The sequence below is a fragment of the Carboxydothermus hydrogenoformans Z-2901 genome, from assembly GCF_000012865.1.
Classification (GTDB): domain Bacteria; phylum Bacillota; class Z-2901; order Carboxydothermales; family Carboxydothermaceae; genus Carboxydothermus; species Carboxydothermus hydrogenoformans.
The window spans coordinates 306909-324497 of record NC_007503.1; the positions used below are offsets into that span (position 1 = coordinate 306909).

Annotated in this window: 20 protein-coding genes and 1 other annotated feature; of the genes, 19 read left to right on the plus strand and 1 reads right to left on the minus strand. The window is 43.2% G+C overall.

What is annotated here, in order from left to right; translation table 11 throughout:
- Nucleotides 1-25: 25 nt before the first annotated feature.
- The 13 genes from rodA (at nt 26) to CHY_RS01655 (ending at nt 11996) form a co-directional block, all read left to right on the plus strand.
- Nucleotides 26-1159: a rod shape-determining protein RodA gene (gene rodA / locus CHY_RS01595; RefSeq protein WP_011343297.1), complete on the plus strand. Its 1134-nt coding sequence runs from the start codon at nt 26-28 to the stop codon at nt 1157-1159.
- A gap of 109 nt (nt 1160-1268) precedes the next feature.
- Complete coding sequence (locus tag CHY_RS01600; RefSeq protein WP_011343298.1) at nt 1269-2204, plus strand: MBL fold metallo-hydrolase; 936 nt, start codon at nt 1269-1271, stop codon at nt 2202-2204.
- Nucleotides 2205-2267: 63 nt separating this feature from the next.
- Entirely contained in the window at nt 2268-2918 is a 651-nt protein-coding gene (locus CHY_RS01605; RefSeq protein ID WP_011343299.1) for a murein hydrolase activator EnvC family protein, read from the plus strand.
- The gene (locus CHY_RS12570) at nt 2919-3767 is read left to right on the plus strand and encodes a site-2 protease family protein (RefSeq protein WP_011343300.1); all 849 of its coding nucleotides are present in this window, start codon (nt 2919-2921) and stop codon (nt 3765-3767) included.
- 66 nt (nt 3768-3833) lie between these two features.
- On the plus strand, nt 3834-5699 hold the full coding sequence (locus CHY_RS01615) for a TIGR03960 family B12-binding radical SAM protein (RefSeq protein WP_011343301.1): 1866 nt from the start codon (nt 3834-3836) through the stop codon (nt 5697-5699).
- A complete protein-coding gene (locus CHY_RS01620) occupies nt 5683-6294 on the plus strand; it encodes a TIGR03936 family radical SAM-associated protein (protein ID WP_011343302.1) in 612 nt (203 codons plus the stop codon). The genes CHY_RS01615 and CHY_RS01620 overlap by 17 nt, the downstream gene beginning before the upstream one ends.
- A gap of 11 nt (nt 6295-6305) precedes the next feature.
- Nucleotides 6306-7484: an Rne/Rng family ribonuclease gene (locus CHY_RS01625; protein ID WP_011343303.1), complete on the plus strand. Its 1179-nt coding sequence runs from the start codon at nt 6306-6308 to the stop codon at nt 7482-7484.
- 366 nt (nt 7485-7850) lie between these two features.
- Nucleotides 7851-8744, plus strand: a complete 894-nt coding sequence (locus CHY_RS01630; RefSeq protein ID WP_226986715.1) for a bis-aminopropyl spermidine synthase family protein — start codon at nt 7851-7853, stop codon at nt 8742-8744.
- A gap of 126 nt (nt 8745-8870) precedes the next feature.
- Nucleotides 8871-8926 (plus strand) — a sequence feature (ribosomal protein L21 leader region).
- A gap of 17 nt (nt 8927-8943) precedes the next feature.
- Nucleotides 8944-9255, plus strand: a complete 312-nt coding sequence (gene rplU, locus CHY_RS01635) for a 50S ribosomal protein L21 (protein ID WP_011343306.1) — start codon at nt 8944-8946, stop codon at nt 9253-9255.
- Nucleotides 9256-9273: 18 nt separating this feature from the next.
- Nucleotides 9274-9540 carry a 50S ribosomal protein L27 gene (gene rpmA, locus CHY_RS01640; RefSeq protein WP_011343307.1) on the plus strand — a complete coding sequence of 89 codons (267 nt, stop codon included), beginning with the start codon at nt 9274-9276 and terminating at the stop codon, nt 9538-9540.
- 60 nt (nt 9541-9600) lie between these two features.
- On the plus strand, nt 9601-10020 hold the full coding sequence (locus CHY_RS01645) for a Spo0B domain-containing protein (RefSeq protein ID WP_011343308.1): 420 nt from the start codon (nt 9601-9603) through the stop codon (nt 10018-10020).
- A gap of 13 nt (nt 10021-10033) precedes the next feature.
- Nucleotides 10034-11323 carry a GTPase ObgE gene (obgE, locus tag CHY_RS01650; protein ID WP_011343309.1) on the plus strand — a complete coding sequence of 430 codons (1290 nt, stop codon included), beginning with the start codon at nt 10034-10036 and terminating at the stop codon, nt 11321-11323.
- Between the two features lie 289 nt (nt 11324-11612).
- Nucleotides 11613-11996 carry a PAS sensor domain-containing protein gene (locus CHY_RS01655; RefSeq protein ID WP_011343311.1) on the plus strand — a complete coding sequence of 128 codons (384 nt, stop codon included), beginning with the start codon at nt 11613-11615 and terminating at the stop codon, nt 11994-11996.
- Nucleotides 11997-12029: 33 nt separating this feature from the next.
- Here CHY_RS01655 and CHY_RS01660 read toward each other — a convergent pair whose 3' ends face one another.
- On the minus strand, nt 12030-13238 hold the full coding sequence (locus CHY_RS01660; protein WP_011343312.1) for an MFS transporter: 1209 nt from the start codon (nt 13236-13238) through the stop codon (nt 12030-12032).
- A 219-nt stretch (nt 13239-13457) separates the two neighbouring features.
- On the opposite strand from CHY_RS01660, the gene CHY_RS01665 reads away from it, so the two are divergent.
- The 6 genes from CHY_RS01665 to CHY_RS01690 all read left to right on the plus strand — a co-directional run bounded on the left by CHY_RS01665 (nt 13458) and on the right by CHY_RS01690 (nt 17584).
- The gene (locus tag CHY_RS01665) at nt 13458-14360 is read left to right on the plus strand and encodes a formate/nitrite transporter family protein (protein ID WP_011343313.1); all 903 of its coding nucleotides are present in this window, start codon (nt 13458-13460) and stop codon (nt 14358-14360) included.
- 107 nt (nt 14361-14467) lie between these two features.
- Nucleotides 14468-15322, plus strand: a complete 855-nt coding sequence (locus tag CHY_RS01670) for an extracellular solute-binding protein (RefSeq protein WP_011343314.1) — start codon at nt 14468-14470, stop codon at nt 15320-15322.
- Between the two features lie 9 nt (nt 15323-15331).
- Nucleotides 15332-16024 carry an ABC transporter permease gene (locus CHY_RS01675; protein ID WP_011343315.1) on the plus strand — a complete coding sequence of 231 codons (693 nt, stop codon included), beginning with the start codon at nt 15332-15334 and terminating at the stop codon, nt 16022-16024.
- A 2-nt stretch (nt 16025-16026) separates the two neighbouring features.
- Nucleotides 16027-16716: an ABC transporter ATP-binding protein gene (locus CHY_RS01680; protein WP_011343316.1), complete on the plus strand. Its 690-nt coding sequence runs from the start codon at nt 16027-16029 to the stop codon at nt 16714-16716.
- 5 nt (nt 16717-16721) lie between these two features.
- Complete coding sequence (locus CHY_RS01685; RefSeq protein WP_011343317.1) at nt 16722-17066, plus strand: winged helix-turn-helix domain-containing protein; 345 nt, start codon at nt 16722-16724, stop codon at nt 17064-17066.
- Between the two features lie 56 nt (nt 17067-17122).
- Nucleotides 17123-17584, plus strand: coding sequence for a YbaK/EbsC family protein (locus tag CHY_RS01690; RefSeq protein WP_011343318.1), 462 nt, complete (start codon nt 17123-17125; stop codon nt 17582-17584).
- Nucleotides 17585-17589 lie beyond the last annotated feature (5 nt).

Genomic DNA, 17589 nt, shown 5'->3' on the forward strand with positions numbered 1-17589 from the left:
CGAACAAGACGTGGGAGTGGAGCATATGCAATTTCGCCGGATGTTAAAGGAACTTGACTGGGGAGTGCTGGCCAATGTTTTTTTAATTATTATTTTAGGACTTGTGTTAATCGCCAGCGCTACCCGGGCAACTTCTCCCGATGATGTTCTTGGTTTAGCTAAAACCCAGCTACTCTGGGTTTTTTCTGGTCTTCTTTTAATGTTTGGTAGTTTGTACATTCCTTATGATGACTTTCCGCGCTATGCCAAATTCCTCTATCTTTTTAACCTTGTTATGTTGGTGACCGTATTATTTGCCGGGAGGGAAGCTTTAGGGGCGCAGCGCTGGATTAAAATAGGCCCCTTTTCCTTGCAACCCTCGGAGTTTGCAAAAGATATCATAACTATAACTCTGGCCAATTATTTAGCTGCCCGTCAGGGACAGATTGATAAACTTAGCGATTTTATCCGGGTGTTTGTCCATATTGGTGTCCCTATGCTGTTAATTTTAAAGCAGCCGGATTTAGGTACTTCGCTGGTTTTTGTCGCCATTACTTTTGCTCAGCTTTATGTAGCGGGGGCAAACCGTAAACTCTTATTTAGTCTCTTTGGCGGGGGCCTGGTTTTGGCCATTGGCTGGATTGCTCTCCATCTTCACTTTCCCCAAATCTGGATTCCTTTAAAAGAATACCAGTTAAATCGGTTAATTATTTTTTTAGACCCGTGGAAGGATATGCAGGGAGCGGGTTACCACGTGATTCAGTCACAGATTGCCATTGGTTCGGGAGGTTTTTGGGGGAAAGGACTTTTTCGGGGAAGTCAAAATCAGCTGAACTTTCTGCCCGAGCAGCACACCGATTTTATTTTTTCCGTGTTAGGGGAAGAACTGGGCTTTATCGGTGCTTCGGTGCTACTGGTACTATATTTGACTCTTTTTTGGCAGTTGATTCGCATTGGCCAGCAGGCCAAGGATTTACTGGGAAGTTTACTGGTAGCCGGAGTTGTGGCCAAGCTTGCTTTTCACACTTTTATTAATATTGGGATGACCTGCGGGATTATGCCCGTAACCGGTATACCCTTACCTTTTGTAAGTTACGGAGGAAGTGCTATGTGGTCCAATTTATTATCGGTGGGCCTGGCGCTTAATGTTTACTTAAGGAGGAAAAAATTATCGTTTTAGGTTTTAAGGGAAATAGTTAAATTTTCAAAAAATTCTCTTAACAAAGAAAACAAATTTAAGTATAATGGAGAAAAATTAATTACGGGTTTTCCAGGAGGAGGGGCTTGGTGTGGCGGTAATTTATAAAGCCGGTGACAATATCTGGCAGGTTGATTTGTTTGAACAGGGGATTGCTGGCAGAACGAGCTGTTTTATTGTGGCGGGGAAAGAAAAGGTAGCTTTGGTGGAAACCGGACCTACGCCATCTACCAAGTATATCTTAGAAGCCTTAGAAGTTCTGGGAATTGACCGGGAAAGGATTTCTTATGTTTTTGTAACGCATATTCATTTGGACCATGCCGGAGGAGCTGGAAACCTTTTGCGGTATCTACCCAGGGCATATCTTGCGGTACATCCCCGGGGGGCAAGACATATGATATCCCCGGAAAAATTGGAAGCTGCTGCTAAAGCTATCTACGGAGAGCGGTTTTTACCGTTTTTTGAAAAAATAATTCCGGCTCCGGTCGAAAGAGTTCTGGAAACTGCCGACGGTCAGGAATTTGATTTAGGGGGCAGAGTGCTTACCGTCTACCATACTTCAGGGCATGCCCGCCACCATCAGGTAATTACCGATAGTTTAACCCGGGGTCTTTTTTCCGGCGATATGGCGGGAGTTTTAAATAACATTATTAAAAACCGGTACGGGAAGGTGTTTGTCTATCCTTCAACACCTGCTACGGAGTTTGAGCCGGAAAAAATGATTTTAGAGTTAAAACGGTTTTTAAACTTAGGATTGGAAAGGATTTACTATACCCATTTTGGGGTGGTAGAAAATCCCGGGGAAATTTTTCATTACTTAATAAGGGAAGTGGAAGAATACGAACGTTTGGGCCAGGAAATTTTAGCGCAAAATCTTGGCATAAAGGAAATGCGGCAGGCTTTAACCTACCGGGTATATTTGGAAGCAGCCAAAAAGGGTGTTTTCCTTGATGACGATATTAAAAACAGCTTTGAGCTTGACCTGGAATTAAATGCTGCCGGCATACTTCATTACTTAACAAAATAAAAGTCATGAAAAATTATCCCTCTTCATAAGATGTAGTAAAACATCTTAGGGGAGGGATTTTTTATGTCCGACAAGGACAACCTGAAAATTTACGGAGATTGGAGCAAACCCTACATAAGAAAGAAAAGTATTTATCGACCCCCCGGGAAAAAACGCGAATTTAAGTTTTTTTACAAGTTTTTGCTGGTGGTGGTAATTGTAGCGGGTTTTACTTTTTGGGTAAGTAAAGATTTACCGGGAGCATCTAAGCTTAAGGAAGCTGTGAAATACGTTTTAACTACCGAGACGGAGGTTCAACCGGTTTTTGACCGGGTTTTGGAGATTGGGATGGGAAATGAAGAGGCTCTTACTGCCTCTAATTTAGAAATTCCGGTTGATGGAAAAGTAATCCGGGGATTTGGCTTAGATAGTGATGGCTTTTTTCACGGGGGCTTGGATATACTGGGTGAACCCAATAAACCGGTTAAAGCAGCAGCTCACGGGACGGTGGTAAAAACCGGTTATAAAAAGGGGTACGATAACTATTTAATTATTTCCTGGGGCGAACAGGAGGTTTTATATGCAAATTTAAAGGAAGTATGGGTTAAAGCAGGAGAACTGGTGGAAAAAGGGCAGGAGATAGGTTGTACCGGGAACAGCGGGATGCTGCATGTGGAATTTCACGATAAGGGTCTTGCCGTTGATCCGGCACCGGTCTTTAAGGTAAAGAGCTAAATGAAATTAAAAGTTCACCCGCTGTTCTGGGTTTTTCTCTTAATGTATCTGGCTTTAGGAGCATTTGCCAAAATTGGCATACTTTTATTTTCACTCTTGTTTCACGAACTATTTCACCTTTTTCTGTATAAAAAACTTTTTCAGAAACCTGTTTCTTTGACCCTGTTACCCTTTGGAGGGGTAATAGAAACTTCCAATCCGGTAGAATTCTTTCCGGGAAAGGAGTTTTTGGTTGCGGCGGTGGGGCCGCTGGCTAATTTAATTTTGATGTTTTTTGCTTTAGGGATAATCAATAATGGCTTTTTTAACGCAAATGTAGCTTTTTTATTGGATTTTAACTTTATCATGGCGGTTTTTAATTTTTTGCCGGTTCTTCCCCTGGACGGGGGACGAATGTTGCGGGCGGTTTTAACCAGGGTTACTAATTTAAGAATAGCTACCCGGATTGTTTCCAATATTTCGCTGGTAACCGCTTTTGCGGTGGTGGCGGCGGGAATTTACGGCTTTTTATTCCGGATAAATGGTGCCGATGTGGTAATTTTGGGAGTGTTATTGATTTTTTTAGCCTTTCGGGAAAGGGTAAAAAACAGCTTTTACTTTTTGCAAAACCTAACTTATAAGGAAAAAATTTTAAATGAGCAGAAAATTTTAAATTCCAAGGTTTTGACGGTAGCCCGAAATACTCCACTAAAAGAGGTGGTAGACAAATTCTTACCGTCCCATTACCAGTATGTGGTGGTGTTGGAACGGAACCAGGAAATCTTAGGAGTTTTAAGCGAATGGCAAATAATGGAGGGAGTTGTGAAGTTTGGCCTGTTAAAACCGGTGGGAGAGCTTTTACAAAAATGAGAAGCTTTCCTGCTTATTTTTTTCTTACGGGAAATTTTGTGGTAAAATAGCAATGAGGTGAAAAAGGTGAATTTTGCTAAACTTTTAGCTTTAGTCCAGAAACCGGCGAGATATTTGGGCAATGAATTAAATGCGGTAAAAAAGCCCTGGGAGAAAAATTTGGTTAAAATTGCCTTTTGTTTTCCGGATTTATATGAAGTTGGGATGTCCCATTTAGGACTTAGAATTTTATACGAAACGGTAAATCGCCGGGATGATGCCCTTTTGGAGAGGGTATTTGCTCCTGCCGAAGACATGGAAAAGCTTTTGCGGGAAAAGGGTTATTTTCTTTTTTCTCTGGAAAATAAAAAGCCTCTTTGGGAGTTTGACCTGGTAGGGTTTACCCTGCAATACGAGCTAAGCTATTCCAATATTTTAAATATGTTAGAATTGGGTGGAGTGGAAATATTTGCCGAAAAGAGAAGGGGATGGCCCCTTGTTATGGCCGGAGGACCGGGGGCTTTTAACCCGGAGCCTTTAGCCGATTTTATTGATTTTTTTGTTTTGGGAGAAGGGGAAGAGGTAGTAGCGGAAATTATCGAAGTGGTAAAGGAAGCCAAAGTTAAAGGCTGGGAGCGTAACGATACCCTTTTGGCTTTAGCGCAAATTCCGGGGGTTTACGTTCCGAAATTTTACCGGGTTAGTTATGATGAAGCCGGAAGGTTGACCGAGTTTATGCCGCTTAAAAAAGATCTTCCGGTGAAATTTACCAAAAGAATTGCTCAAGGCTTTTTATCCGGATACTCCCTGCCATCTCCCATAGTACCTTATCTTGATATTGTTCATAATCGGGCCATGGTGGAAATAATGCGGGGATGCAGCCGGGGTTGCCGTTTTTGCCAGGCGGGGATGATTTACCGCCCGGTACGGGAAAAAACTCCGGAATTGGTTTTGGCAGAAGCAGAAAAAATTATGGAGAAAACCGGCTATGAAGAAATATCCTTGGCTTCCTTGAGCTCCGGAGATTACCCGTATATTCGGGAGGTAGCGAAAAAGCTTTTGGATAAGTACCAGGAAGCGGGGGTAAATATTAGCCTTCCTTCCCTGCGAATTGATACCTTTGCAGTAGATTTGGCGTCCGAACTGCAGCGGGTGCGGAAAGCTACCTTGACTTTTGCTCCGGAAGCCGGAACCCAGAGGATGCGGGATATTATTAATAAAGGGGTTACCGAGGAAGACCTCATTAATACTGTGAAAGCTGCTTTTAAAGCAGGCTGGCAGGCAATTAAACTTTACTTTATGATTGGCCTGCCTTATGAAACCGACGAAGACGTTGCGGGGATTATTCATTTAGCCCAGAAAGTTGCCGATATCGGCGTTAAAGAAGGGAGGGTACCCCGAGGACGGCTGAAAGTTACGGTTTCGGTTTCAAACTTTGTTCCCAAACCCCATACTCCCTTTCAGTGGCTGGGGATTATTTCAGCGGAAGAAATTAAAAGGCGGCAGGGAATATTGGAAAAATTGGCTAAAAAAGACCGGCGTCTTAGTTTAAAAATGCACGATTACCGGACGAGCCTTTTGGAGGCAGCCCTTTCCAGGGCGGACCGGCGTATTGGGCGGGTAATTTACCGGGCGCATAAATTAGGCGCCAAGTTTGACGGCTGGCAGGAATATTTTAATTATGAGCTGTGGCAAAAAGCTTTTTTAGAAGAAGGATTTGACCTTGAAGCGTATGCCCGGAGGAGCTTTTCTTTGGATGACCGTTTGCCCTGGGAACCATTTGCCGGGGGAATAAGTCAGAGGTTTCTTAAGAAGGAGTATCGGGACGCCATGGCTGGAAAGAACACCGCTGATTGCCGGGAGGGTAAGTGTACCGGATGTGGGGTTTGCCCTGCTTTGGAAATTTCCCCGGTGCTGACAGGAGGGCGGAAGGTTAGTGAAATATTTGCTTAAGTATTCCCGGGGAGGAGAATTAAAATACATATCGCACCTGGATACCATGCGGGTTTTTGAAAGGGCTTTTCGCAGGGCGAATTTGCCGATGGCTTTTTCAGAAGGCTTTAACCCTCATCCCAAGTTTTCCATAGCCTTGCCCTTAGCGTTGGGGCATGAAAGTCAAGGGGAGCTAATGGAATTAACCTTAAAGCAATTTTTACCTCCCGAGGAGATAAAAGAACGCTTAAACAGTGTTTTACCTTCCGGTTTTAAAGTGTTAGAAGTAAAGCCGTATTTAGATGATAAAAGCTTAATGTCGCGGGTAAGCAAGGTTGTTTACCGGATAAAAATCAATCTTTCCAATACAGAACTTTTAGCCAGGAAGGAAAAGCTTTTAACGGATAAACCGCGGATAGTAAAAAACACCAAGAGGGGAGAAAAACAAATTGATTTTTGGCAGGCGGTCGAAGCTTTAGAGGTGCAGGAAAATGGCATAAATGTGGTTATAAGGGTTGGAGAAAACTCCTTGCGTCCGGAAGAGGTAGCTAAAATTTTTTTGGGTTATTTGCCCGAGGATATTGAATATATTCGGGAAGAAATTATTTTAAGTTAAAGGGAGCTATCATGACTAAGACTTTAGTTTTTCACCGACAGCCGGAATACGATTTAGCGGCGGTAATGGTTGACGGAAGTCCTTTTTCGCTTTTTGCGAAACGGCGAGACGAACAAACGCAGATTAACGATATTTATTTGGGGAAAGTAGAGAAAGTAGTTCCGGGGTTACAGGCGGCTTTTGTAAATTTAGGTTTGGCTAAAAACGGCTATTTACCTCTTGATGAGATAAACGTTAAGCCCGGGGATGTAGTGTTGGTGAGGGTAGTTAAAAACCCCACAGCCCAAAAAGGCGCCAAGCTGTCTACGGTGATTTCCCTTCCGGGGCGAAACCTTGTTTATTTTCCCCAGAAAGAGATGAAAGGTATTTCCAGGAAACTTACGGAAGACAAAAGGGAGTATTATCATAGGGTATTAGAAAACTTGAATCTTCCCGGCGGGTTTATTGTTAGAACTTTAGCCGGTGAGGAAGAAGACCTTTTGCAGGAAGCCAAACGACTTTATGAAGAATGGCAGGGAATTTTAGAGCGAAGTAAAACTGCTCAAGCCCCGGCTTTACTTTATAAAGAAGATGACCTTTTTACCTGGTGTCTTAGGGAATTACTGGACAAAGACTTTACTGCCCTTTATGTGGATGATTTTGAACTTTTGGAGATCGGGCAGAAGTTTCGCGAAAGGTTTCGCGTGTTGCTGCCGCCGATTTATAAAAGCTTTAATGTGATGGAAGAATTTAACCTGATAAGGACAATGGAAAAACTTACCAGGGAGCGGGTCTGGCTGAAAAACGGCGGTATTTTAGTCATCGAAAAAACCGAGGCTTTAACCGCCATTGATGTAAACTCTGGAAAATTCACCGGAAAAAAAGATTTAAAAGAAACCGCTTTTAAAATAAATTTAGAAGCGGCCCGGGAAATTGCCAAGCAGATTAGGTTAAGAAATATCGGTGGAATTATCGTGGTAGATTTTATTTCCCTGTTGGAGGAGGAACGGTGGGAAGAGATTTTAAGGGTTATGGAAGAAGAGTTTTTGCGGGATAAAGCCAAAGTAAAGATTACCGGGAAAACTCCTTCGGGGCTGGTGGAAATTGCCCGGCAGAAAATAGGGCTTTCCATCGGCGAGCTTTTTACCCACGAGTGCAGTGTCTGCCAGGGCACCGGGAGAATAACAGATATTACTGTCAAGCGTCTCTGACTTTATCACCTTTATGTGTCTCGACTTTGACCCGTTGAGCGGATACAAGAGTGACAATATCACAGATTAATAACAATCGCCAACCTTATTGATTGACTATATCAATAAAAAGAGGTATAATACGTATTTGGCAATTTCTCCGAGTGGACCAGGGAAAATGGAGCAAGGTCCGTTTCTATTCTTTGAGGGAAAGGAGCGGTACCTATGTCAACATCAGGTAGTGCTGTAGAAGTTCGTCGGATCGATGCGCTTTTGCTCCGTGCACTGTACGGAGGTTCCAAATCCTACTGGGAATTGATGCGAGCTGGGCAAGCGCAGACCCACCAAGTGCTGAAGGTCCTGCAGTCGCTCTTGGAGAGCAAGCTTGTGACCTACGACGGTGAGCGCTTCGTGCTCACCGAAGCGGGACGCCGGCAGGTCGAAGCCTTAGGGCTGGATCGGGTGGCCGAGCAGCGCTGTGAGACCTGTGCGGGACGAGGCATCGTCCTGCGCCCGCCTTTCGACCGGGTCCTTGAAACATTCCAAAAAATGGTGACCATGCGGCCAAAAGCAACGCCCAACTTTGACCAGGGGTATGTGACGGTGGAGACCACCGTGCTACGTCTGGCCCTGATGGCCCAGCGGGGCGATCTGGTGGGTCGCGATCTCCTGCTGTTAGGCGATGATGACCTTACGGCCATTGCGGCCGCGCTCTCAGGATTACCGCGGCGCATCTTCGTCCTGGATGTGGACGAACGCATTGTTGGCTTCATCCGCGACGTAGCCCGGGACCGGGGTTGGGACAACGTCCACGCTGAAGTCTACGATGTGCAAGATCCGCTGCCCGAGAACCTGCGGGGCCAGTTCGACGTGTTCTTCACCGATCCGGTGGAAACGGTGCGCGGTATCTTCCTCTTCTTGAGCCGTTGCACCGAAGCGTTGCGGGGTCCCGGTTCGGCCGGGTATTTCGGCCTTTCATTCCTCGAAGCCTCTTGGAAAAAGTGGCGCGACATCCAGCGCGGCATCCTTGATATGGGATTTGCCATCACCGATATGCTCGGGGCTTTCCAGGAATACCAGCTGGAAAACATCGTGGCCCAGGGTTATCCGGTGGCCCGCATGGCGCCGGTGGCGGTCAAGGAGCCCGATGTTTCCTTCTACGTGAGCACCGTCTACCGCCTGGAGCTAACCGAAGAACCGCGGCCCCTCTTTACCGGCCGGGTGGAGCTCGGGCGGGACCTGTATTACGACGACGAAGCATGTGTTACACTCCCCCGATAATCTCCGAAAAATTTGCGCCCCGGTGGGGGGTATTTCCGCCACCGGGGCGCATACGTTTAAGAACGGCGGAATAACAGATATTACTTGACAAAAAAGAAAAAATTAAGATAAAATTTTAAGGTAAGCCGCTCAAAAAAGGCTTTAAATAGGCTTTGGGCCTTGCCTTTTTTGGCGAGTCTAATGCGGGAGGTTTTGGAGCATGTACGCAATTATTCAAACCGGCGGCAAACAGTACAAAGTGGCCGAAGGAGACAAAATTTTTGTGGAAAAGTTAAATGCGGAGCCGGGAAGCATTGTAACCATTAATGAAGTTCTGGCTGTAGTTAAAGATGGCAGCATTAAAGCCGGGAATCCCTATGTTGAAGGGGCAAAGGTCAATTTAAAAGTGGTACGTCACGGGAAAGGCCGCAAAATTATTGTCTTTAAGTACAAACCGAAGAAAAATTACCGGAGAAAATACGGTCACCGGCAACCGTTTACGGAAGTTATTGTGGAAAAAATTGAGGCGTAGGGCCGGGAGGTGAGGTAGATGGCACATAAAAAAGGCGTTGGTAGTTCTAAGAACGGTCGGGATTCAAAAGCGAAAAGGCTTGGAGTTAAAAGATATGCCGGTCAGTTTGTTACCGCTGGAAGCATTTTGGTTCGGCAAAGAGGAACCAAGTTTCATCCCGGTAACAACGTAGGTATTGGCGGTGACGATACTTTATTTGCCAAGATTGATGGTTATGTTGTTTTTGAGCGGAAAGGGAAAAACAAAAAGCAGGTAAGCGTTTATCCCCAAAATGTAGCAATTTAACCAGCCGAGCAGGGCTGGTTAATTTTTTATTATGAAAAAATAAAAGTGAGAGGATAATACATGGAAAGAGCAATAAAAATTATTCGCCGGGAGCGGCATGAATTTTTGAACTATCTGCAAATTTTGCGGGGTTTTTTTCAGTTAGGTAAATATGACAAAGTTTTAGAGTATATTGACCGGATAAGCCGGAATATCCAGGAACGTCAGGAATTCTTTCGCCTGTTTAACCCGGAAACGGCATTAATTCTTACCGAGCTTTATTATTTGCTGGAAAGTGTGGAAGCTACCCTGACAATTTCCGGTGATAAAAGGGGACAATATAATAAAGATTTTGGACCTGTTGTTGAACGTTTTGTTTTAGAAAACTGGGAGCTCCTGAAAACTTTTAATGGCAAAAAAGAGGTAAAAATTATTTTAGATCATTTTCCCAGGATAGAACTAATAGTTAACGACCAGAAAAGCCAGGAACAGTTGTTATAGGGAGGTAAAAAATATGTTTTATGATACGGCAAAAATTTATGTTAAAGCTGGAGATGGGGGTAATGGTTGTGTATCTTTCCGGCGGGAAAAGTATGTGCCCAATGGCGGTCCCGATGGAGGCGATGGCGGCCGCGGTGGCAGTGTTATTTTAGTTGGGGATGAAGGTTTAAATACGCTTTTGGATTTTCGCTATAAAAGGCATTATAAAGCGCCCAGGGGTGAGCATGGCAAAGGGAGTAACCGTCATGGTAAAGCCGGCGAAAATCTCTATATTCGGGTGCCGGTAGGAACGGTGGTTAAAGATGAAGCAACCGGCGAAATTTTGGCCGATATCACCGAGCACGGTCAGGAAGTAGTGGTAGCAAGAGGCGGAAGGGGGGGCAGGGGCAATGCCCATTTTGCCAGCCCCACCCACCAGGCACCAAAGTTTGCGGAACTGGGGGAGCCGGGGGAAGAACGCTGGCTTCTTCTGGAACTAAAGCTTTTAGCCGATGTGGGTTTGGTAGGCTATCCCAATGCTGGAAAGTCAACGTTAATTTCCCGGGTAAGTGCGGCCCGCCCCAAAATTGCCGATTACCCTTTTACCACCCTTACTCCCAACCTGGGAGTGGTTGAAGTGGGCGAAGGACAGAGTTTCGTCATGGCCGATATTCCCGGGTTAATTGAGGGTGCTCATGCGGGAGTAGGGTTGGGACACCAGTTTTTACGACATGTAGAACGTACCCGGGTTTTATTAATGGTTTTAGACATGAGCGGTTTTGAAGGACGCGATCCGGTAGACGACTTTGAAGTGCTTCTAAAAGAGCTTAAGCTGTACAACGAACAGCTTTTAACCAAACCCCTCGTAATTGCTGCCAATAAAATGGATACGGCCAATGCGCAGGAAAACTTAGAAAAATTAAAACAGCATATTGCCGGAAAGTACGAAATCTATCCCATTTCGGCCCTTACCGGTGAAGGACTTAAACCGCTTATTTATCGCCTCTGGGAAATTATTTCTACTTTGCCGCGGGAGAGTTTGGAGGTAAAACCACAGAAAGTAATAAAAGAGCAGCCGGAAGAAGGTTTTGTGGTGGAAAAAGTTGATGGAATATTTGTAGTTAAAGGGAAAAAGATTGAACGGTTGGTGGCTATGACCAACTTGGATAACGAGGAAGCGGTTGACCGTTTGCAGCGGACCTTTACCCGAATGGGTTTAGAAGAACAGTTAAAACGTGCCGGGGTAAAACCGGGAGACTTGGTGCGGATCGGCAAGTTTGAATTTTATTTTGTCGATGAAACCGAGGGGCTGGAGGAAGAATAAAAAATCTTAATTGCCGTTGAGACAATTTTATCCACTTTTTTAGCCGGTATAAGCGAATGCGGGATATTTTTAAGTTTTTCTGTGCGGCCATAATTGAAAATTTTGATTATCGGCAGCTTCCAAGTTTTTGGCGTTTTCTCGGAAATATTGGCTTTTTACGTCGGGATAAAATCCGGGGGGAGGTAATTAACCGGCGGGGATTTTAATATAAAAACTGTTTATGGTAATAGTAATTTTAATAACTAACAAAATCCCGGCATAGTGATATAATTTATATGAGGTGTCCTTTATGAACTTAACTACCATACGCCGATATGCCCTGGATATTTTAGATAATATTAACGATGGGGTGTTTGTTACTAACAAAAAGCGGAAAATTATCTATTGGAATAAGGCGGCAGTAGAAATTACCGGAAAGACCAGAAAAGAAGTTTTAAATAAAAGCTGCTATGAAGTGATGAACTTTCCGCAAAACGACCAGGGAAAGTGCCTTTGCGAAAATAACTGTCCCCTTTTATCAACCATTAAAGAGGGAAAAGCGATAAAACGGTATAGAACGATTTTTACGAAAGGCGAAGAAAAAATAACGTTAGAAGTTTCTACCTCACCAATTATCAATCCCCTTGGACAGGTGTTAGGCGGGGTAGCAGTTTTCCGGGAAATTAAAGATTAAAATAAAAAGGTTGGGTGATTTTCCCAACCTTTTTTAATTTCTTTTCAGGGCCCAGGGTAAGAGCAGTACCGCCAAAAGAGCCATCATGCTGCCAAAGTAAAAGGCGGCGGCAGGGTTAACGATATCCCACAAAATACCGGCAATTAAACTGGCCGGAAGGGCAGAAAGACCTATTGCGGCGTTATAAAGTCCATAAGCCGATGCCCGTTTTTCCGACGGTACTAAATCGGCAACCATGGCTTTTTCCACTCCTTCGGTTATACCGTAATAGGCGCCATAAAGAATATACAGTAAGGCAAAAATTTTAGGATTGCTTGCCACCGCAAATCCCAAATACAATAGGGCGTAAACTATCCAACCTCCGGCAATAAGTTTAAGACGACCAATCTTATCCGACAGAGCTCCCGCCGGGTAGGATACCAGAACGCTAATTAAGTTAAAAAATCCCAGCATAATAAAGATCTCAACAATCGTCATGCCGTTTTCTTTTGCCTTTAAAATTAAAAAGGCATCGGATGAATTTCCCAGGGTAAATAAAATTAAAACTACCAAAAACTTTTTAAACCGCAGATCGAGTTCTTGAAAAGATAGGGAAAACTTTTTAACTGTTTTTTCCCCTTTTGGCGGTACTTCTTTTATGAAAAAAGCGAGCAAAAGCAAAACTAAGATCCCGGGAATGGTGGAAATAATGATTAACTTTTGAAAAATCTCCCGGCTCATGGAGACGGTCGTTGCTTCACTCCACTGAAGAATGGCGGCAGCGATAAATAAAGCCAACACGGCTCCAAAGGGGTCCAAAGCCCGGTTAAAGCCAAAAGCTTTGCCCAGGTTTTCCGGCTCAGTAGAGTCGGCTATCAGGGCGTCTTTGGGAGACGTACGGACCCCTTTTCCAACCCGGTCGAGAAAGCGAATTAAGAGAACTACCGGCCAGGTAGTGGTCCAGTAAAGAAAAGGGCGGGAGAGGTTGGAAAGGGCGTAACCGAGAAAAACCAGGGCTTTTCGCTTTTTAACGATATCGGATAAATAACCGGAGATTAACTTTAAGAGGGTAGAAGTGGTGTCGGCTATTCCTTCGATTAAGCCTATTATTTCGGTTTTAATTCCAAGAACATTGGAGAGAAAAAGGGGAAGGGTTCGCAGGGTAAGTTCGCTGGAAAAATCATTGAGCATACTGATAAAACCAAAAAGGAAAGCGTTTTGACTTAAGCCCCAAAATTTTTTCTGTGGTTTATCTTTTTGCATCCAAATCATCCTTTCAAAAATTGACCGAACAGTCAATTATAATTTTAACATTAATAAATCCTTAAAACAATATTTCACACTTGACTTGTGAAAATAAGTACAATATAATAAAGACAACACGTAAATCTTTTAAAAAATACAAAATTTTTAAGGGCTGTGTTTTTATTTATGGTAAAAAGTGAAAATAGTCACAAGATTTACTACAGGAGGGACATAGTAATGGAAAAAAACTTTTTAACACCCCAGGAAATCGTCAACTTCACCTTAGAAACTGGAATCAAAAAAGCAAAGCTTAACTTTTTAGCTTCTTTTATCCTTGGGATTTTAGCGGGTAGTTATATTGCTTTTGGAGCGTTTGCTGCCAATTTAATTAGTCATTCGGTGGAAAACTTTGGCATTGCCAAATTTTTAGGGGCGGCTGTTTTCCCGGTGGGATTAATGTTAGTGGTAATGGCCGGTGGTGAACTTTTTACCGGGAATACTTTAATGACTATTGCTCTTGCCGAAAGAAAGATTACCTTAAAAGCAATGTTAAATAACTGGTTATGGGTTTATGCTGGCAATTTTGTTGGTTCTTTTTTAGTGGCATACCTGGTGGGAAGGTCCGGTATGTTAGAGTTAAATAAAGGGTTAGTAGCAGCTGCAGCGCTTAGGACGGCAGCTCTAAAAGCAAATCTGACCTTCAGCGAGGCGTTTATTCGGGGAATTTTGTGTAATATTTTGGTGGTTTTAGCGGTGTGGCTTGCCTATGGAGCAAAGGATGTAGTAGGGAAAGTAGTTGGAATCTGGTTTCCCATAATGACGTTTGTCCTTTCCGGTTATGAACACAGCATTGCTAATATGTATTATTTTGCTGTAGGACTTCAGGCCAAAGCTTTGGGAGTTGCCAAACTTGCTCATTTAAAATCAGAGTTTTTAACAAATTTAAACTGGGGACATATCTGGCTTTATAATCTGATTCCGGTGACCCTTGGGAATATTTTTGGGGGTAGCATTTTAATTGGCCTTGGTTACTGGCTGGTTTACCTCTATTTGCCGCGGGTTAATGAACTCTCCTTGGCTGGTCTTTTAAAGAAATTTATCTTTGGAGTTGAAAAACCAAAACTTCAGGAAAATAACTAACAGCGGAGGGCAAAAACCTCCGCTTATTTTTAAGTTTTTGGGAGGAATTTTGCTTTTTTTAGCGAATAATATATCAAAAAAGACATAATATATTTGGAGGTGCTTGAATGAAGCGGATTTTGGGTTTGCTAAGTTTGTTTTTTTTGCTAATTTTTGGGGTCGCTGGTTGCCAGGAAAAAGGAGCTGTTACTTCTAAAACCACCGCTCCGAAAAATCCGGAAGTGATTTTGGCTACCACCACCAGTACGGTGGATACCGGTCTTTTAGACCAGTTAAAACCGGAATTTGAGCAAAAAACCGGTTACAAGCTTAAAATAGTGGCTGTCGGCACCGGGCAGGCTCTCAAAATGGGGGAAAAGGGGGAAGCGGATGTTCTTTTAACCCATGCACCGAAAGATGAAGAGGCCTTAGTAGCTAAAGGGTATGTGATTGACCGCCAACCGGTAATGCATAATGATTTTATCCTTGTAGGCCCCAAAAATGATCCGGCAGGAGTCAAATCGGCTAAAGATTTAAACGAAGCTTTAAAGCGGATTTATGAGAAAAAGGCCCTTTTTATTTCCCGGGGGGATGATTCCGGGACCGATAAAAAAGAAAAAAGTCTCTGGAAAACTGCGGGGTTAAATCCCAAAGGACAACCCTGGTACAAGGAAGCAGGGGTGGGCATGGGAGCGTGCTTGCAGCTTGCTTCGGAAAAACAGGGGTATTCTTTAACCGACCGGGGGACATACCTTGCTTATAAAGGGAAGATTGACCTGGCAATTGTCCGGGAAAAGGACCCGGGACTTATAAATTATTATCACGTTATGTTGGTAAACCCGCAAAAGTATCCCAAGGTAAATTATGAAGGGGCAAAAAAGTTTGCTGAATTTTTGTTGAGCCCGGAAGTCCAAAAAGAGATAGGCGAATTTAAGAAAAATTTATACGGGCAATCGTTATTTATTCCTGATGCGCAAAAATAGGAGGAATTTATGGAATTTATCTGGGAAGGGATTAAAGAAAGTATTCGTTTAATTTTAACCGGAGACCCGGAACTTTACCAAATTTTACATCTTACTTTAAATGTAAGCCTAACGGCAACTTTGCTTGCGGCAATTGTGGGCTTACCGATAGGTGCTTTTTTAGGTGGCAAAAAATTTTGGGGTCAGAAAATAATTCTTGGAATCTTTAATGCTCTTTTAGGCCTGCCGCCGGTGGTGGTGGGCCTTTGGCTTACTATGTTTTTGTGGCGAAGCGGACCTCTGGGTAACTTAAACCTTTTGTATACCCCCAAAGCCATGATTTTAGCTCAATTTTGCATTGCTTTACCGGAAGTAATAGTATTTACCGCTGTGGCTTTTAGCCAAATTTCCGAGAACTTTTTTCGTCAGGTTAAAGCTCTGGGGGCAAATCGTTACCAGCAACTTTACCTGTTATTAAAGGAAGTACGGCTTGGGTTACTGGCAGCGGTGATTGCCGGTTTTGGTGCTGCTATTTCCGAAGTTGGGGCTTCGATTATGGTGGGAGGCAATATCTATCAGGAGACCCGGGTCTTAACTACCTCAATTTTACTGGAAGTGGGCCGGGGAAATTTTGGTCTGGCAATTGGTTTAAGTATTATTTTAATGTTGATCTCTTTTATCGTAGTTGGAACACTTACTTACTGGCAAAGAAAGGGTTATTAGCGGTGATTTTAGTAAAAAATTTGCAGGTTTTTCGCGCCCGAAAGCAAATACTTAAAATTAACCAGTTAAAAGTAGTTGCGGGAGAGAAAATTAGCCTTTTTGGACCTAATGGCTCGGGTAAATCAACGTTACTAAGAAGTCTCGCACTAATCGAACCGGAAAGTTTGCGGGCTGTTTTTTACAATTCTCGTGATGCCAACTGGCAAATAGGATATTTAATGCAAGAACCGTATTTTTTCCGGGGAACGGTGGAAGAAAATTTAGTACTGCCTTTAAAGCTTAGGAAAATTCCGGAAAAGATAATTAAGAAAAAGCTTGGGGAGTTTACAGAAAAGTATAAACTTGAATCACTTTTAAGGAAAAATCCGAAAGTTTTGTCCGGAGGCGAAAAACAAAGGATCAATCTTCTTAGAACTCTAATTTATGAACCTTTTTATTTATTTTTAGACGAACCGTTTACAGGCATTGATGCTTTGACAAAAAAAGAGCTAAACAAATATCTTCAAAGCTACTTAGAACAAGAACCCGGAAGGATTTTAATTTACGTAAGCCACGATTTAAAGGAGCTTTTAAAGTGGGGTAAGCGCTTTTGGTATTTAAAGGATGGAGAAATTAAATTTGATTTGGCAAAGGAAGAGTTTTTAAAGCTTAATTATCAAGACGATTATCTCCAATTATTATTTGAGGAGTAAGGGGTATGAAAATTAAAACTAAAATCTGGATAGAAGAGGATAATGCGGTAGTTTTTGGTGAAGGAAGGTATTTAATTTTAAAGACAGCTTTAGAGCTTGGTTCTTTAAAAGCTGCGGCGGAAAAGCTTGGCCTTTCGTACCGGGCAGCCTGGGGTAAAATTAAGACTACGGAAAAGCTTCTGGGGATTAAACTGGTGGAAAGCAGCCGGGGAAGAAAAGGCGGTATTAGTTTAACGACAGAAGCCCATAAATTACTGGTCCTGTACGAGCAGTTAAAAAATGACATAAAAAATTATGCCGACCAAAAATTCCGGGAGCAGTTTTTAGAAAAAATTTGGCAGAAACGTTGAAATTATAGGTAAATTAAGGTATAGTTTTGGCAAAAAGGGTGGCGGTGGAGGAAAAAATGGAAGCACTTACGCGTGTAAAAGATTTTTTGTCAAAGCAAAATCCTCCGGTGGAGGTAATTGTTTTAAATGCCGATACCAGCACCGCTCCTTTAGCAGCTAAGGCGTTGGGAGTGGAAGTAGGGGCAATTGCCAAAACTATTGTGGCCGTTGGTAAAAGTAAAGCGGTTTTAGTGGTAGCAGCGGGGGACGTTAAGCTTGACTTTAAAAAGTTAAAAGCGGTAACTGGCGAAAAAATGCGTTTAGCCCGGGCGGAAGAAGTGGAGGAGTTAACCGGCTTTAAACCCGGCGGGGTTTGTCCTTTTGCTTTAAAAAAGCCTCTTCCGATATTAATCGATGAATCTTTGGAGCGGTTTCCGGTAGTTTATGCTGCGGCAGGTTCGCCCAACTCAGCTGTACCAATAACGGTATCAAGGCTTTTAGAAATAACCGGAGGCCAAAAATGCCGGGTAACGGAGTGAGTTAA

Bases quoted from the DNA above. Each gene is read 5' to 3' on its own strand.
- rodA (WP_011343297.1), top strand. From the start codon at position 26: ATGCAATTTCGCCGGATGTTAAAGGAACTTGACTGGGGAGTGCTGGCC.
- CHY_RS01605 (WP_011343299.1), top strand. From the start codon at position 2,268: ATGTCCGACAAGGACAACCTGAAAATTTACGGAGATTGGAGCAAACCC.
- CHY_RS12570 (WP_011343300.1), top strand. From the start codon at position 2,919: ATGAAATTAAAAGTTCACCCGCTGTTCTGGGTTTTTCTCTTAATGTAT.
- CHY_RS01625 (WP_011343303.1), top strand. From the start codon at position 6,306: ATGACTAAGACTTTAGTTTTTCACCGACAGCCGGAATACGATTTAGCG.
- rplU (WP_011343306.1), top strand. From the start codon at position 8,944: ATGTACGCAATTATTCAAACCGGCGGCAAACAGTACAAAGTGGCCGAA.
- rpmA (WP_011343307.1), top strand. From the start codon at position 9,274: ATGGCACATAAAAAAGGCGTTGGTAGTTCTAAGAACGGTCGGGATTCA.
- CHY_RS01645 (WP_011343308.1), top strand. From the start codon at position 9,601: ATGGAAAGAGCAATAAAAATTATTCGCCGGGAGCGGCATGAATTTTTG.
- obgE (WP_011343309.1), top strand. From the start codon at position 10,034: ATGTTTTATGATACGGCAAAAATTTATGTTAAAGCTGGAGATGGGGGT.
- CHY_RS01655 (WP_011343311.1), top strand. From the start codon at position 11,613: ATGAACTTAACTACCATACGCCGATATGCCCTGGATATTTTAGATAAT.
- CHY_RS01660 (WP_011343312.1), bottom strand. From the start codon at position 13,238: ATGCAAAAAGATAAACCACAGAAAAAATTTTGGGGCTTAAGTCAAAAC.
- CHY_RS01665 (WP_011343313.1), top strand. From the start codon at position 13,458: ATGGAAAAAAACTTTTTAACACCCCAGGAAATCGTCAACTTCACCTTA.
- CHY_RS01670 (WP_011343314.1), top strand. From the start codon at position 14,468: ATGAAGCGGATTTTGGGTTTGCTAAGTTTGTTTTTTTTGCTAATTTTT.
- CHY_RS01675 (WP_011343315.1), top strand. From the start codon at position 15,332: ATGGAATTTATCTGGGAAGGGATTAAAGAAAGTATTCGTTTAATTTTA.
- CHY_RS01685 (WP_011343317.1), top strand. From the start codon at position 16,722: ATGAAAATTAAAACTAAAATCTGGATAGAAGAGGATAATGCGGTAGTT.
- CHY_RS01690 (WP_011343318.1), top strand. From the start codon at position 17,123: ATGGAAGCACTTACGCGTGTAAAAGATTTTTTGTCAAAGCAAAATCCT.